Source organism: Acidipropionibacterium jensenii (genome assembly GCF_005890135.1).
Lineage (GTDB): Bacteria > Actinomycetota > Actinomycetes > Propionibacteriales > Propionibacteriaceae > Acidipropionibacterium > Acidipropionibacterium jensenii.
Window position 1 is genome coordinate 1,834,220 of sequence record NZ_CP040635.1, and the last position, 13,592, is coordinate 1,847,811.

Below are 13,592 nucleotides of genomic sequence, written 5' to 3' on the forward strand. Positions count from 1 at the left end.
GGGTCCGGACGTCGATGACGCCCGGACCGGGGAGGCCGGGGAACCGGTCCCCGATCACCGGCCCTCGCACCTGAGGGACGTCACAACCGAATAACCTGCCGTTCTGCGAGACGGTGGCCAGGGGGGTGGACCCTGGCCGAACCCCTGGCCCGTCCGGGTGCAGGGAGGGGAGGACGAGAGTCCTCCCTCCAGCCGGAACGCACCGGGTCCACCTGCCCGGAGCACCGACACACAAGGAGAAAAGAATGCCCAAGCCCACGAAGGGTCCCAGGCTCGGCGGAACGCCGGCCCACGAGCGGATCATCCTGCGCAACCTGGCGAGCCAGCTCTTCGAGCACGGCCGCATCGTGACCACGGTCACCAAGGCCAAGCGCGTCCGTCCGCTCGCCGAGAAGCTCATCACCCGGGCCAAGACCGACACGGTGGCCAACCGCCGCGAGGTGAACAAGACGATCCTCGACAAGGGCATCGTCTACACCCTGTTCGCCGAGATCGCCCCCTCGATGGAGGGACGCGACGGCGGCTACACCCGGATCACCCGGATCGGCAACCGCAAGGGCGACAACGCCCCGCTGGCCGTCCTCGAGATCGTCACCGAGAAGCTCGCCCCGGCCACCCCGGCCACGGTCGACCAGACCAAGGCCGAGATCAACGCCGCCGCCGCTGCCGTGGAGGCCGCGAAGGTCGCCGCCGACGAGGTCGAGGAGGAGAAGGCCGCCGAGGGTCACCCGGTCGACGCCGAGGCTCCCGCCGCTGAGGCCGAGGCCCCCGAGGCCGAGGACAAGCCCACGGCCTGACACCCAGCTGCGACGCGGCCGCCCCGGTACCCACCGGGGCGGCCGCGCTGCGTCCAGGGGCGTCTGCGATCCGTCGGGAGGCGTCGTCCAAGGCTCAGTGCGCAACCCGTCGGGGTTCCGGCCCCGGTGGCCGCGGCATAGGCTGGGCCGGTGACGACCCGACTGCGCATCGCCCAACTCGCCAACTTCGTGGGCCCGGTCTCCGGGGGGATGAAGGTCGCCATCGATCAGCTCGGACAGGGCTATGTCCGTGCCGGTCATGACCGGATCCTGGTGATCCCCGGGCCACAGGACCGTGTCGAGGAGGGGGAGGGCGGCATCGTCGTCCAGGTGGCCGCCCCCAGGGTCTCCCGGGAGTACCGGATGATCGCCACCCCGTGGCGAGCGCTGCGGATCCTGGACCGCTTCCACCCCACCTCCATCGAGTCCTCCGACAAGTGGACCCTCAGTCCGGCGGCGGGCTGGGCGCGACGCCGGGGGATCGGGTCGGCCCTGTTCAGCCACGAACGGCTCGACGACATGCTCTCCCTGCTCGTCCGGCGCCAGTTCGGCGTGGAGGCCGCGGTGGGAGCCCTGAACCGGCACCTGTCGAAGGCCTTCGACGTCGTGGTGGTCACCTCCGACTACTCCGCCGGGGAGTTCGCCGACACCGATGCCCGGCTGTTCAAGGTCCCGTTGGGCGTGGACCTGGTGACCTTCAACCCCGACAAGCGCGATCCCGGGGCCCTCAGCCCGGATCCGGACGGCGTCCTGAGGCTGTGCTACGTGGGACGGATGTCCCACGAGAAGAGCCCCCAGCTGGCGGTGGCGGCGGCCGTGGAGCTGCACCGCCGAGGAGTTCCGATGCGGCTGGACATGTACGGGGTGGGGCCCGACATGGAGGCGATGCGCGAGCAGGCCGGCGACGCCCCGGTGGTCTTCCACGGGTTCGTGGACTCCCGCGACGACGTCGCCCGGGCCTTCGCGGCGGCCGACATCTCGATGTCGGTGTGCCCGGCCGAGACCTTCGGCCTGGCCGTGCTGGAGGCGCTGGCCTGCGGCACCCCGGTCGTGACCTCCAACCGCGGCGGGGCCCACGAACTGGTCGACGAGACCTCCGGGGAGTCGGCCGCACCCGACCCGGAGGGGCTGGCCGACGCCGTCCAGCGGCTCGCCGCCCGGCTCGGCCCCGACCTTCGTGCCGCCGCCCGGGCCCGGGCCGAGAAGTACACCTGGCAGTCATCGGTCGACCGGATGCTGGAACTGCACACGATGCTCGCCGAGACCGTCACCCGCAAGCCCTACTGGCGTGCCGACCTGCATGCCCGGATGGACGCCCACAGCGGTCTGGCCGACCTGCCGACCCCCGAGAACCTGGGTCCCGAACACCTCCACCGCAAGGAGCGTCGATCATGAAGAAGTCCGCACTGCTGGCGGTCGCGGGGATCGCCGCGGCCCTCGTGCTGCCGGTGGTGGCGAGTGCACCGCGACCCGAGCCGGCGCTGCCGGACTCCCGGATGCCCGACCATCTGATGGCAGACAACGAGATGACAGACGACCAGGTGTCGGGCGGCCAGATCCTCGATAGCCAGATGACCGACGGGGGATCGACCCCGCTGCGCACCGTCGACGACGTCGTGGACGCCTGCCGTGCCTCGGGTCTGCAGGGCTGGCCGCTGGTCGACCTGGCCACCTCACTGGTCCACCGGATGTACACCCGCTACTCCTGCTGGCACCTGTGGCTCAGCCCGGCCCGGTCCCTGGCGGCGGGGCAGGGCTGCTCCACCCAGTACAACCTGGCTCTGGCCCAGATCCTGCGTCGCCTCGGACTGTCGGTGCACGTGGTGCACGCCTCCCGGGTGAGGATGGAGCACCATCCCTGGTTCCACACCGGTCACACCTGGCTGCAGGTGGTCTGCGAGGGACGCCGACTGGACGTCTGCGCCTCCCGGCCCGGCAACCGCGCCGGCGAGGTGGCCTTCGTCCCGATCACCGAGGTGCGGCCCTTCCGCCGGCTCACCCACCTCGACACCACCCTGGCCCTGGCGCCGATCGTGGTCGCCGGGTGGTGGCGCAGCCGGCTGCAGCGCCGTCCGGTGCCGCGGTGGATGTACCGGCCCTTCGGGCAGAGCGCCTGACGGCCCTTCGGAGGTGGGGGTCGTGGGGTCGGAGCGCCTGACGGCCATGCGGCCGGGGCGCCCGGGGGCTCACAGCCCGGAGACCCACTCCTGGATCATCTGCCGGGCCGCCGATCCCAGCCGGGTCGAGTACCGCTCGGCGTCCTGACGGATCTGGACCGGCGAGACGTCGTGGGCCGCGAGCTCGTGGGCATGGCCGATCAGCCAGCGTTCGATGTGGGAGGGCTCGGCCTCGACGTGGAACTGGAGTCCCAGGATCCGCGGGCCGATCGAGAAGGCCTGGTCGGCCGTCTCGGTGCGGGCCAGTCGGACCGCCCGAGAGGGCGTGGTGAACCGGTCCCCGTGCCAGTGCAGGACCGGCACGCCGTCGAGATGTCGCAGCACCGATGAGCGGCCCTGGTCGGTGAGCTCGATCGGCGCGTAGCCGATCTCGGAGGCCTCCCCGCTGGTCAGAGCGCCTCCCGCGGCGACCGCCATCAGCTGCGCTCCCAGGCAGATTCCCAGGGTCGGCGCGTCGACCGCCAGCCGGTGACGCAGCAGCTCGCGCTCCTCGGCGAGCCAGGGATGGATGTCGTCGTCCAGGGCGCCGACCGGGGCTCCCAGCACGATGAGCAGGTCGGGGTCGAGGTCGGCGATCCGGCTGGGGTCGTCGGCCACGTCGAGGTACTCGACGCCGTAGCCCGCGGTGCCCAGCACCGGCTCGATGATCCCCAGATCCTCGAAGTGGACGTGACGCAGCGCAATGGCGGTGGGCATCTCAGCGGTCCCTGCTGGTGGTGTGCATGGAAGTCTCCTGATCGGGACACGGGGCCGATCGGCCCCCGCGGGAGGCCACGACATGGCACAGATCTGGCACGGTATGCCGCGGCATCCCCTCGACGCGCCACAGCTTAGCGGGCCCGCCGAGCGCCCCGGGGTGTCGCGCGGCAGGTGACAACGGACCGCTGAACGGGCTGGACAGACGGCGCGGCCCCCGTCGGGTGACGGGGGCCGCGGAGCGTCCTGGTCGATCGGCGGTTCAGGCGAACCTGAGCACGGGGATCAGATAAGGCCAGCGGTGCCCTTGGCACGGGCCAGCCGGGCCTCGACATCGGCCCAGTTGACGACATTCCACCACGCGGTGACGTAGTCGGCCTTCACGTTCTTGTACTGCAGGTAGTAGGCGTGCTCCCACATGTCCAGCTGCAGCACCGGGATCTGTCCGGTCGGCACATTGCCCTGCTGGTCGAACAGCTGCAGGACGTTGAGGCGCTGACCCAGGACGTCCCAGGCCAGGATCGCCCAGCCGGATCCCTGAAGACCCTTGGCGGTGTCGTTGAAGTGGTTCTGGAGGGCCTCGAAGGAGCCGAAGTACTCGTCGATCGCCGCCGCCAGGTCGTTGCCCTCGGGACGTCCGCCGCCATCGGGGGACATGTTCTTCCAGAACACCGAGTGGTTGATGTGGCCGCCCAGGTTGAAGGCCAGATCCTTCTCGAGCTTGTTGACGGCTCCGAGGTCGTTCTTCTCACGGGCCTCGGCCAGCTTCTCCAGAGCGGTGTTGGCTCCGGTGACGTAGGTCTGGTGGTGCTTGTCGTGGTGGAGCTGCATGATCTCGCCCGAGATGTACGGCTCAAGAGCGCCGTAGTCGTAGTCGAGGTCGGGAAGGGTGTAGACAGCCATGCTTCCTCCAGGTCGCGTTGTTGCGTCCCGCCGAGTGCTCTCCCGGCGGTTCCCATTGCGGGGCTTGCTCGCATTACAGCACATCGGCCACCGGGTTCATTCCCGATTCGGCAGGACTTCTCGCAGGGATGCCCGGGGCCCGTCGGCTCTCGGGATGCGGTGGGCGACACTGCGGTCGTGGTCCACGGAGGTCCCCGGCACCGGCTCGGGGACTGGCCCCGGCGTCGACCAGGAGGCTCTGCGGGCGGCCCTGCGCAGCACCCTCATCACCGGCTGGCCGACCAGCACGATGAGGACCACATTGGTGAGCGCCCGTCCGAGGTTCCAGGCCATCGAGGTGGCGAGGTTGTACAGCACGAAGTGCCACAGGTTCGTGCCGATCGAGGCGCTCGCCGAGTAGCTGATGGAGGTCGACAGACCCAGGGTGAAGGGCCAGAAGGCGAAGTCCATCAGCCATCCGTAGCCGAACGCGGTGAGAAACCCGTAGCCCGCCAGCATGGCGGTCTCGGCGAGGGCGCGACGGCGTTCGCCCAGTCGCGACAGCGAAGGCAGCAGGCCCGCTCCCAGCCCCACGAATCCGGCCGCCACCATCTGGTAGGGCAGCCAGGCGCCGAATCCGGCGGTGAGCAGGGCCGAGGTGAGGAAGGTGGTGGCTCCCAGCAGGAAGCCGAACCCGGCCCCGAACACCCGCCCACCCAGGATGATGAGCAGGAAGACGAACTCGATTCCCGCGGTTCCGGTCCCCAACGGGCGCAGTGCCGCCCCGCAGGCGGTGAGGACGCCGAGCATGGCCAGCGCCTTGGCGTCGATCCCGTTGGCCCCGAGCTGACTGACGACGATGGCGACGGCCAGCACCAGGATCCCCGCCAGCAGGAAGGGGGCGCGGGTCTCGTAGTCGGCCTGGGAGCCGGGACTGAGCAGCAGCGGCCAACCGAACGCCACCAGCCCGAGGACCGCCGTCAGCGCCAGGGTGATCCGGGCCGTCCGCGGGGTGGACACCGCGCTCTGCCTCATCGCCGTGAGCCCCTCGGCGCGGCTGACCATCCGCCGATCCCCTCATCGGGTACCGCCGGAACCGTGGCCGGGGCCGTCGGGGCCGTCAGGGCCGCCGGAGCTGTCGGGACCCCGGGCCGCTGCCTGCTGTCGGCCAGCGCCTCGGCGACCTCGGCGGGGGTGAGCAGGTCGGCGGGGTGGAAGACCTTCGCCATCTGCGGGGAGAAGGCCGGGGAGGAGGTGCAGACGGTGCGGGTGGTGCCGTCGGCGACGACCTGGCCGGCCGCCATCACGATGGTCCGCTGGGTGCAGGCGGCGGCGAACTCGACGTCGTGGGTGCTGATGAGCACCGCCGCGCCGCTGCCCGCCCCGTCCGGGTCGGCCAGCGCCGCGACGATCCCCGACAGCTTGGCCTTCATGGCGTAGTCGAGCCCCCGGGTGGGTTCGTCCAGGAGGATGACCCGGGGGCTGGCGGCGAGCTGGATGGCCAGCACCAGGGCGAGTCGCTGGCCCTCCGACAGGTCGTGGGGATCCCGGTCGGCCGGCAACTCGACGCCGAGCCGCGACAGGATGGCGACGGTGGTTCCGTCCGGCACCCTGGACTCGCGGTCGGCCTGGCGGCACTCGGCGCCGACGCTGGGCAGGTAGAGCAGATCGGCCGCCGACTGGGGCACCAGACAGACCAGTTCGCGGGCCCGGGAGGCGCTCACGGTGCGCGGGTCGGCCCAGGACTCGTCGCCGGGGCCCGACTCGCGCACCCGGACCTCACCGGAACTGCGGGTGGCTCCCTGGACGGCCCACATCAGCGAGGACTTGCCGGCCCCGTTGCGCCCCATCAGGGCGGTGACGGTGCCAGGCTGCAGTCCGAGGGTCACCGAGTCCACCGCTCGCAGGCCGCCGTAGCTCACCGTGAGGTCGGTGAGCCGCAGCACATCGGCGTCCGGGTCGTCGGGCCAGCTGATCGCCTCGGTCGGCTCGGCGGCGGTGCGGGTCGACAGCCGGATCCCGGCGTCCTGGACGCGGCGTCGGGCCTGGCGCACCGAGGTGGGCACGTCGGGCCAGCCCATCACCCGGGCCAGGTCGGCCAGCGGGGGAGTGACGTCGGAGACTCTGAGCACCTGGGAGGGTTCTCCCTGGACCGCCGAGCCGTCCCCGGGCAGCCAGATGACGGTGTCGGCGGCATGCATCACCCGTTCCAGCCGGTGCTCGGCGAGCACCACCGTCAGCCCGACGTCCTGAACCAGGGTGGTGATCGAGGCGAGGACGTCCTGGGCGGCATTGGGATCCAGCGCACTGGTCGGTTCGTCGAGGACCAGGATGCGCGGCTGGGCGGCCAGCACCGAGGCGATCGCGACCCGCTGCTGCTGGCCCCCGGACAGGTCCAGCAGGGCGCGCGAGCGCAGGTCGGCGATGTCGAGCAGGTCGAGGGTCTCCTCGACCCTCTTGCGCATGATCGACGGCGAGATCCCGAACTGCTCCATCCCGTAGGCGATCTCGTCCTCCACGGTATCGGTGACGAATCCGGCCAGCGGGTTCTGGCCGACCACCCCGATGACGTCGGCCAGGTCGCGGGGCCGGTTGTCACGGGTGTCTCGGCCGGCCACCGTGACGGTGCCGGTCAGCCGGCCGCCGGTGAAGTGGGGCACCAGACCGTTGAGGGTCCCCAGCAGGGTCGACTTGCCCGTGCCGGTCCGACCCACCACCAGCGCCAGATCACCCTCCTCGACGGTGAGGTCGAGGTGGTCCAGAACGGGGCCGGCGGCGTCCGGCAGGGTCACCGAGACGTCGTCGAGACGGATGGCGCAGGTCACGGCAGATCCTCCGGGGGAGTGTGGGTGGGTGCCGGAGCCTGACTGAGCAGGATCGGCGAGGCGACGATCACGGCCGCCAGCAGCATCAGCGGATCAAGTTGCGGCCAGGCCAGCGGGCTGGTCGGCGGGTTGAGCGCCAGCGGGGAGAGGCGTCCCAGCAGGGCCACCATCCCGGCCGCCAGCGGTCCGCAGGCGGCGACGGCCACCGATCGTCGGGTCCACCGGTCGGGTCGGTACCGGGTGACCCGCAGCCGGCGTCCGGCCGACCGCAGTCCGGCGACTCCACCGGCGATCCCGGCCAGCACCAGCAGGGCGCCGACCCCCTGGCCGTCGAGCCGGGGCAGGACGGTCCACTGCGGGTTGGACAGCACCAGGAAACAGCCGACGGTGAGCAGTCCCATCGAGACGATGAGCAGCGCTGTGGTGCCGGGGGGCACCCGGCGGTTGTCGCGGGTGCGGCCGAAGCCGCGCGACTCCATCGCCCGGGCCAGGCTCATCGATCCCTCGACGGCGTCCTCCAGTACCGGCACCGCGATGGTGCGCAGCGCGTGGCGACGTCCGGTGGTGTCTCCGCGCAGCCGCCGGGCGCGCCGGATCCGGGCCACCGATGCGATGAGCTGGGGGAACACCGACAGTGCAATGACCACCGCCACCGACATGTCGTGCAGGGCGGCGGGCACCGACTTGAGGGTCCGACGGGGATTGGCCAGGGTGTTCGCGGCGCCGAAGCAGCCCAGCATCACGGCCAGCCGCAGGGCGTCGTAGCCGGTGCCGACCAGCCCCTCGGCGGTCACCGGCCCGCCCACCGACACCCCGGCGGCCCAGGTCGGCAGCGGGAGGCGGGGCAGGGTGAACAGCACCGTCCCGGTGGAGTCGGATCCCAGCAGGATCTGGAAGACCATCCGGATGGCGATGACGCCGAGGCCCAGGGTGATGTACACCCGGGCGGAACGGGCCCACGGGTCGTCGGTGCGTCGGGCGGCCACCACCAGAACCAGGGCGGCCACCAGCAGGGTGACCAGCAGCGGGTTGGTGGTGATGCTGACCGCCGCCCCGGTGCCCAGCGCCCAGGCCCACCACGCCCACGGATGTGTCGGGACGCCCGGGGACGCGTCGGAGACGCCGTCGTCGGGTCCCACGACGGCGTCGACCGGGCGTTCCAGCAGACGTGCCACCGGGTCAGTGCCTGCGGCGACGGACCACGACGAAGGCGACCGCACCGATGACGATGATCGCGACGACGGCCACGATCTCCCACACGGTTCCGGTCCTGGCGCTCGACGAGGAGGCCGGTGCGGGGCTGGCGGCGGCGCTGTTCGCGGCGGCCGGGGTGCCGGCGGCGGAGGCCTCGGGCACATCAGCGGTCAGCGACAGGGTGGGCGGGGTGCAGGACTTCTCGGTCTTCTTGTTGTAGCACCAGGCCTCGATGGACCCCGGCTTCGGCTTGGAGGCGTTCGCGGCGGTCTGGTAGTAGCTGAACTTCTTGCCGTCGGTGGAGGAGTAGTAGTTCCAGTACTGACCGTTGAAGCTGGTGGGGCAGGGGCTGGGGTGCTCGTTCAGCGCGCAGATGAGCCCCTTGGAGTCCTTGTTGACCGCCACCCCGGCGGCCTTGAGCGCGGTCTCACCGGTGGCGTGCTCGGAGACGCACCGGTTGGCCAGCACCGAGCCGTCGGAGTAGGTGACGTAGACCCACACCTTCCCGGCGGACAGGCAGTCCTGAGGGGTGGCGGCGGGCAGCGCCCGGGCCGGCGAACCCTGCGGAACGGGGGCGGCGAGGGCGGCCGGGGCGATCCCCAGGACCCCCAGACCGGCGAGCAGCGCCACCAGGGCGGCGAGCAGACGATGACCGGTCCGGTGTCCCTGAGGGGTCCGGACGGTACGGGAATATGTCACGAGATGCCTTTCGTGATGGGCCGGGAACGGTCCGTCTCGTGTCGTGGACGCAGGGTCCGGGCACCTCACGGACCCATCCGCGACCTCGACGGAACTCGGTGACCGGACCGTCGACCGGATGTCCGATCTGCGGCGGGGCCCCGACGGGTCTTGTTCCACGGCCGCGGCGATGATGACGTCTGTCGACGCCTGTCACGCGGTGGCCGACGGGGGACACTCCGGCTCCGCCCGACTGGGCGTCACGGTTGCGGGTCAGCTCCGGATTCGCACCGGATTCCTCCCTCGGGAACGAGCAGCATCCTAGGCCTGTGACCGGCCCCGGCGGAAGTGTCGATGTCGGCCCCGGGTCCTCTCAAGGCTTCCGGGCCCGCCGCGGTGCGCCCGAGGGGAATCTGTCGACGGGCTCGTCGCTGCGCCCCGGATCCAGCTCGGGTGGGAGGTTCGGCTCAGCGGGTGACGTCGAGGACCCGGTAGCCCTTGGCCGAGGCGACCCTGGCGACCTGCCAGTGGTTGGCCTCCAGCCATCGGGCCAGTGAGTCCGCCCCCAGGTTCCTGCCCACCACCAGATGGGCGACGCCGTCCGGGCCGAGCCGGTCCAGCCAGTGCAGGAGCATCTCGTGGAGGATCTCCTTGCCGACCCGGATCGGTGGGTTCGACCAGATCTCGTCGAACCGGAGGTCGGCGGGAACCTGCTCGGGACGACAGGCCCGGACCCGATCGGCCACCCCCAGATCCAGGGCGTTGCGGGCGGTGAGGTCGACGGCCAGATCGTTGACGTCGACCCCGACGACCCGCGAGTCGGGGCAGGCCAGCGCCAGGGCGCAGCTGATCGGGCCGTAGCCGCAGCCCAGGTCAAGGAATGTCCCCGGGCCGGAGGGTGCAGGGACCGAGCGGAACAGCACCGAGGTGCCCAGGTCCAGCCGCGACCCGGAGAACACCCCGCCGGCGGTGGTGAAGGTGTGCTCGCGGCCCCAGATCCGCACGGTGATGCGGCGGGTGGAGACCGGGCCGGTCGGCGTCTCGAAGTAGTGGCTCATCAGCCCTCCTGGTCGCAACCGCAGTCGCCGGTGCCCCGGGGGTCGGGGTGGGGTCCGGCGGGATCCATGCTGCCAGAGCGCTCGGGAGGGGCGACCCGCACCGCCCTGGCCTGGCGGGCGCGGGCCGCGAGCTGATCGGCCGGCGGGTAGCCGACCTCCTCGAGGGTGAGGCCGGCGGCGGGCATCACGAGGACGCTGGAGGCCCGGCCGGTGGCAGCGGCGACCTCGTCGAGCCAGTCCTGATCCCTTCGCCCGGAGGCCACCGCGGTGAGCGCCCCGACCAGGGAGCGGACCATCGAGTGGCAGAAGGCGTCGGCGCGGACCGTCAGGCAGATCGTCGCGCAGTCGTCGTCGAGACGTCGGGCCCGGCAGTCGGTGAGGGTGCGGATCGTGGTGGCGCCCTCGCGGCGCTTGCAGAAGGGGGCGAAGTCGCGCAGCCCCAGCAGGGAGCTGCCGGCGGTGTTGAGACGGTCGAGGTCCAGGTGCTCACGGACCGCGACCACCTGCCGGCGGGCCAGCGGGTCGGGATCGGAGTCGGCGTCCCACAGCCGGTAGACGTAGCGGCGCCACAGGGCCGAGAAGCGGGCGTCGAAGGAGTCGGGCACCGGGGTGACCCGGTGCACCACAATGTCGGGATCCAGCACCCGGGAGAGTCGGCGCACCAGGTCGGGCCTCGGATCGAGGTCGGCCGGCAGGTCGATGTGGGCGACCTGCCCGCGGGCATGGACCCCGGCGTCGGTGCGTCCCGCCACGGTGAGCGGGATCGGGTCGGGGCTCCTCAGCACCCGGGGGAGCCAGCTCTCCAGCTCTCCCTGGACGGTGCGCCGGTCGGGCTGGCGGGCCCACCCGGAGAAGTCGGTCCCGTCATAGCCGAGGTCCAGGCGCCACCGGCGGGTCCGGCCGCGGGTGTGGGGACCGGTCATCGGTGCACGGCTTCCCCGGGAGTCTGCCGGGAGTCCTGCGCCGAGGCGCCGAGGCTGCGCCAGGTGAGATCGCGAACCGCCCGGCCGGCGGTCCTGCCCTTGCGCTCGTAGCGGGTGATCGGACGCTCGGACCACCGGGGGGAGAATCCGTCGAGGCCGGCGTCGACCGGTTCCAGCCCCGGCTCGGCGGCCAGCACGTCGAGCATCCACCAGGCGTAGTCGTCCCAGTCGGTGGCCAGTCTCCAGACCGCTCCCGGGCGCAGCCGGGAGGCGGCGAGCCGGGCCATGTCGGGATTGACGATCCGGCGCTTGTGGTGGCGCTTCTTGTGCCAGGGATCGGCGAAGAAGGTCCACAACTCGTCCAGTTCAGAAGGACCGATGAGATGCTCGAGGCCGGCGGCGGCATCGGCGACGATGATCCGGACGTTGTCGGCCCCGGCCCGCTCGAGGTTGGTGAGAGATGAGGCCACCGACGGCAGGTAGACCTCGAAACCGATGAAGTCGCGGTCGGGATGGGAGTGGGCGACCGCCGCCAGCACATCCCCCGATCCCGAGCCGATCTCCACCGTCAACGGTGCCCGGCGTCCGAAGATCGTCGTCAGGTCGAGATGGGATCCGGGTGCCACCGAGGTGGTCGTGGTGTCGTGGGGCACCTCGACCAGGTAGCGGTCGGAGAGCCGGGCCATCGCGTGCTCCTGGGAGGTGTTCATCCGGGGGGAGCGGCGCACGAAGGAGACCACCCCGCGACGGAACCGGTCGCCGCTGCGGTGGGCGCCGGCCGAACGGTCGGCCGCAGGGCCGGGCGTCGCATCGGCGGGTCCCGGTCGGTGGGAGGGTGTGGGCTGATCGGTCACGGTCGCCGATGGTAACCCGTCGGGCCCCGGACCCTCCATGTCCGGTTGGTCATCGGGGGCGGGCCCGGTGTATGGTGCCTTTGTTGCCCTCGAGCAAACGGAAGTGAGCCGCCGCGGCTCCTTCGCTGTCCGACACGTCGATGTCGCGATGCGGTGGCCGGATCTCCGGCGTCCACGTCCGACGCCGTCGAGGAAGCCAGGCCCGGGAGTCACTTTTGCACAAGATGCCTGCGCCATCCGGGCGTGGGTAGCGAGTTTGAGATCCCCCGAGCTGTTCGGGGGACTGAGTCGAGAAGGTACCTGTGACCACCTACAGCCCCAAGGCCGGCGAGGTCACGCGGAACTGGTACGTCATTGACGCCGAGGACATCGTCCTGGGTCGTCTGGCGACCACCACCGCGACCCTGCTGCGCGGAAAGCACAAGCCGCAGTACGCCCCCCACATCGACACCGGCGACTTCGTCGTCGTGGTCAACGCGTCCAAGATCGCCATCACCGGCAAGAAGGCGACCACCGAGCTGCGTCACGACCACTCCGGTCGCCCGGGTGGCCTGCGCACCACCACCATCGGCGAGCTGCTTGCCACCAACCCGCGTCGCGCCGTCGAGCGCGCCGTGTGGGGAATGATGCCGAAGAACAAGCTCTCGCGTCAGCAGATGAACAAGCTCAAGGTCTACGCAGGACCGGAGCACCCTCATGCTGCGCAGAAGCCGCAGCCGTACAAGATCACCAAGATCGCCCAGATCGCCCAGTGATCGTTAGCCAAGGATTCTGACAGTGACTGAAACCGCACATCACGAAGAGAACCTCGAGTCCGAGGTCACTCCGTTCACCGAGGGCGACCGCGAGATCGCCTTCCGTACCGACTCCAATCCGGCCGTCGCCGCCGGCGAGGCCGTCCGCCCCGCCGTCGTCGCCCCCGGACAGGCCACCGGCCGCCGCAAGGAGGCCATCGCCCGCGTCCGGATCTTCCCGGGGTCGGGCCAGTGGAAGATCAACGGCCGCACCCTTGAGGAGTACTTCCCCAACAAGGTGCACCAGCAGATCGTCACCGACCCCTTCACCACCGCCGGTGTCGAGGGCTCCTACGACGTCGTCGTGCGGATCACCGGTGGCGGGGTGACCGGCCAGGCCGGCGCGCTGCGCCTGGGGATCGCCCGCGCGCTCAACGCCGTGGACGCCGAGGCCTCCCGTGCCGCCCTCAAGAAGGCCGGCATGCTGACCCGCGACGCCCGAATCAAGGAGCGTAAGAAGGCCGGCCTCAAGAAGGCCCGCAAGGCTCCTCAGTACAGCAAGCGCTGATCCGGCAGGACAGCAGACGTCGACCCGGCTCGGCCGGGGTCGGCGGCCCTGCTGCTCCAGATCACTGGGGCGGTCTCCCTCGGGAGGCCGCCCCAGTGGCGTCATCGCCCGTTGTCGGACCCGCCCGGCAGCGGTCCGGGCGGATCCCGCGGGGTGTCGGATGTCACCGGAACGCTCATTTCCGGTGCTCATGACATAGAGTGTTC

13 protein-coding genes and 1 pseudogene are annotated in these 13,592 nt (G+C 71.2%); 5 read left to right on the forward strand and 9 right to left on the reverse strand.

From position 1 onward, the window contains the following. Positions 1 to 245 precede the first annotated feature (245 nt). From rplQ to FEZ32_RS08145, 3 genes are all read left to right on the forward strand, one after another. The gene (rplQ, locus tag FEZ32_RS08135) at positions 246 to 797 is read left to right on the forward strand and encodes a 50S ribosomal protein L17 (protein WP_028702584.1); all 552 of its coding nucleotides are present in this window, start codon (positions 246 to 248) and stop codon (positions 795 to 797) included. A gap of 210 nt (positions 798 to 1,007) precedes the next feature. Continuing rightward, positions 1,008 to 2,192: a glycosyltransferase gene (locus tag FEZ32_RS08140; RefSeq protein WP_051238183.1), complete on the forward strand. Its 1,185-nt coding sequence runs from the start codon at positions 1,008 to 1,010 to the stop codon at positions 2,190 to 2,192. After that, positions 2,189 to 2,914, forward strand: coding sequence for a hypothetical protein (locus FEZ32_RS08145; protein WP_028702583.1), 726 nt, complete (start codon positions 2,189 to 2,191; stop codon positions 2,912 to 2,914). The genes FEZ32_RS08140 and FEZ32_RS08145 overlap by 4 nt, the downstream gene beginning before the upstream one ends. 69 nt (positions 2,915 to 2,983) lie before the next feature. On the opposite strand, the gene FEZ32_RS08150 is transcribed toward FEZ32_RS08145, so the two are convergent. The 9 genes and pseudogenes from FEZ32_RS08150 to trmB form a co-directional block, all read right to left on the reverse strand. Further along, positions 2,984 to 3,670, reverse strand: a complete 687-nt coding sequence (locus FEZ32_RS08150) for a glutamine amidotransferase (protein WP_138680380.1) — start codon at positions 3,668 to 3,670, stop codon at positions 2,984 to 2,986. A 285-nt stretch (positions 3,671 to 3,955) separates the two neighbouring features. After that, positions 3,956 to 4,573, reverse strand: a complete 618-nt coding sequence (locus FEZ32_RS08155; RefSeq protein WP_097798442.1) for a superoxide dismutase — start codon at positions 4,571 to 4,573, stop codon at positions 3,956 to 3,958. A gap of 96 nt (positions 4,574 to 4,669) precedes the next feature. Then, positions 4,670 to 5,587, reverse strand: coding sequence for an ECF transporter S component (locus FEZ32_RS08160; protein ID WP_138680895.1), 918 nt, complete (start codon positions 5,585 to 5,587; stop codon positions 4,670 to 4,672). A gap of 146 nt (positions 5,588 to 5,733) precedes the next feature. Beyond that, a pseudogene (locus FEZ32_RS08165) lies at positions 5,734 to 7,377 on the reverse strand (ABC transporter ATP-binding protein); the annotation flags it as partial. Further along, positions 7,374 to 8,552 carry a CbiQ family ECF transporter T component gene (locus FEZ32_RS08170; protein ID WP_244937826.1) on the reverse strand — a complete coding sequence of 393 codons (1,179 nt, stop codon included), beginning with the start codon at positions 8,550 to 8,552 and terminating at the stop codon, positions 7,374 to 7,376. The pseudogene FEZ32_RS08165 and the gene FEZ32_RS08170, both read right to left, overlap by 4 nt. A 4-nt stretch (positions 8,553 to 8,556) precedes the next feature. Beyond that, positions 8,557 to 9,270: a hypothetical protein gene (locus FEZ32_RS13950; RefSeq protein WP_244937827.1), complete on the reverse strand. Its 714-nt coding sequence runs from the start codon at positions 9,268 to 9,270 to the stop codon at positions 8,557 to 8,559. Positions 9,271 to 9,716: 446 nt separating this feature from the next. After that, positions 9,717 to 10,307, reverse strand: coding sequence for a class I SAM-dependent methyltransferase (locus tag FEZ32_RS08175; protein ID WP_028702578.1), 591 nt, complete (start codon positions 10,305 to 10,307; stop codon positions 9,717 to 9,719). Continuing rightward, positions 10,307 to 11,230, reverse strand: a complete 924-nt coding sequence (gene truA, locus FEZ32_RS08180; RefSeq protein ID WP_138680383.1) for a tRNA pseudouridine(38-40) synthase TruA — start codon at positions 11,228 to 11,230, stop codon at positions 10,307 to 10,309. Before truA ends, FEZ32_RS08175 begins: the two co-directional genes overlap by 1 nt. Continuing rightward, on the reverse strand, positions 11,227 to 12,123 hold the full coding sequence (gene trmB, locus FEZ32_RS08185; RefSeq protein ID WP_138680384.1) for a tRNA (guanosine(46)-N7)-methyltransferase TrmB: 897 nt from the start codon (positions 12,121 to 12,123) through the stop codon (positions 11,227 to 11,229). Before trmB ends, truA begins: the two co-directional genes overlap by 4 nt. Before the next feature lie 263 nt (positions 12,124 to 12,386). Between trmB and rplM the strand changes: the two genes are divergently transcribed. Both rplM and rpsI read left to right on the forward strand, forming a co-directional pair. Beyond that, complete coding sequence (rplM, locus tag FEZ32_RS08190; RefSeq protein ID WP_028702577.1) at positions 12,387 to 12,839, forward strand: 50S ribosomal protein L13; 453 nt, start codon at positions 12,387 to 12,389, stop codon at positions 12,837 to 12,839. A gap of 22 nt (positions 12,840 to 12,861) precedes the next feature. After that, the gene (gene rpsI / locus FEZ32_RS08195; protein ID WP_036981043.1) at positions 12,862 to 13,386 is read left to right on the forward strand and encodes a 30S ribosomal protein S9; all 525 of its coding nucleotides are present in this window, start codon (positions 12,862 to 12,864) and stop codon (positions 13,384 to 13,386) included. Positions 13,387 to 13,592 lie beyond the last annotated feature (206 nt).

What these genes read in the sequence shown, in the direction of transcription:
- rplQ (WP_028702584.1), top strand. Translation starts at nt 246, where the DNA reads ATGCCCAAGCCCACGAAGGGTCCCAGGCTCGGCGGAACGCCGGCCCAC.
- FEZ32_RS08140 (WP_051238183.1), top strand. Translation starts at nt 1,008, where the DNA reads ATGAAGGTCGCCATCGATCAGCTCGGACAGGGCTATGTCCGTGCCGGT.
- FEZ32_RS08145 (WP_028702583.1), top strand. Translation starts at nt 2,189, where the DNA reads ATGAAGAAGTCCGCACTGCTGGCGGTCGCGGGGATCGCCGCGGCCCTC.
- FEZ32_RS08150 (WP_138680380.1), bottom strand. Translation starts at nt 3,670, where the DNA reads ATGCCCACCGCCATTGCGCTGCGTCACGTCCACTTCGAGGATCTGGGG.
- FEZ32_RS08155 (WP_097798442.1), bottom strand. Translation starts at nt 4,573, where the DNA reads ATGGCTGTCTACACCCTTCCCGACCTCGACTACGACTACGGCGCTCTT.
- FEZ32_RS08160 (WP_138680895.1), bottom strand. Translation starts at nt 5,587, where the DNA reads ATGAGGCAGAGCGCGGTGTCCACCCCGCGGACGGCCCGGATCACCCTG.
- FEZ32_RS08175 (WP_028702578.1), bottom strand. Translation starts at nt 10,307, where the DNA reads ATGAGCCACTACTTCGAGACGCCGACCGGCCCGGTCTCCACCCGCCGC.
- truA (WP_138680383.1), bottom strand. Translation starts at nt 11,230, where the DNA reads ATGACCGGTCCCCACACCCGCGGCCGGACCCGCCGGTGGCGCCTGGAC.
- trmB (WP_138680384.1), bottom strand. Translation starts at nt 12,123, where the DNA reads ATGGAGGGTCCGGGGCCCGACGGGTTACCATCGGCGACCGTGACCGAT.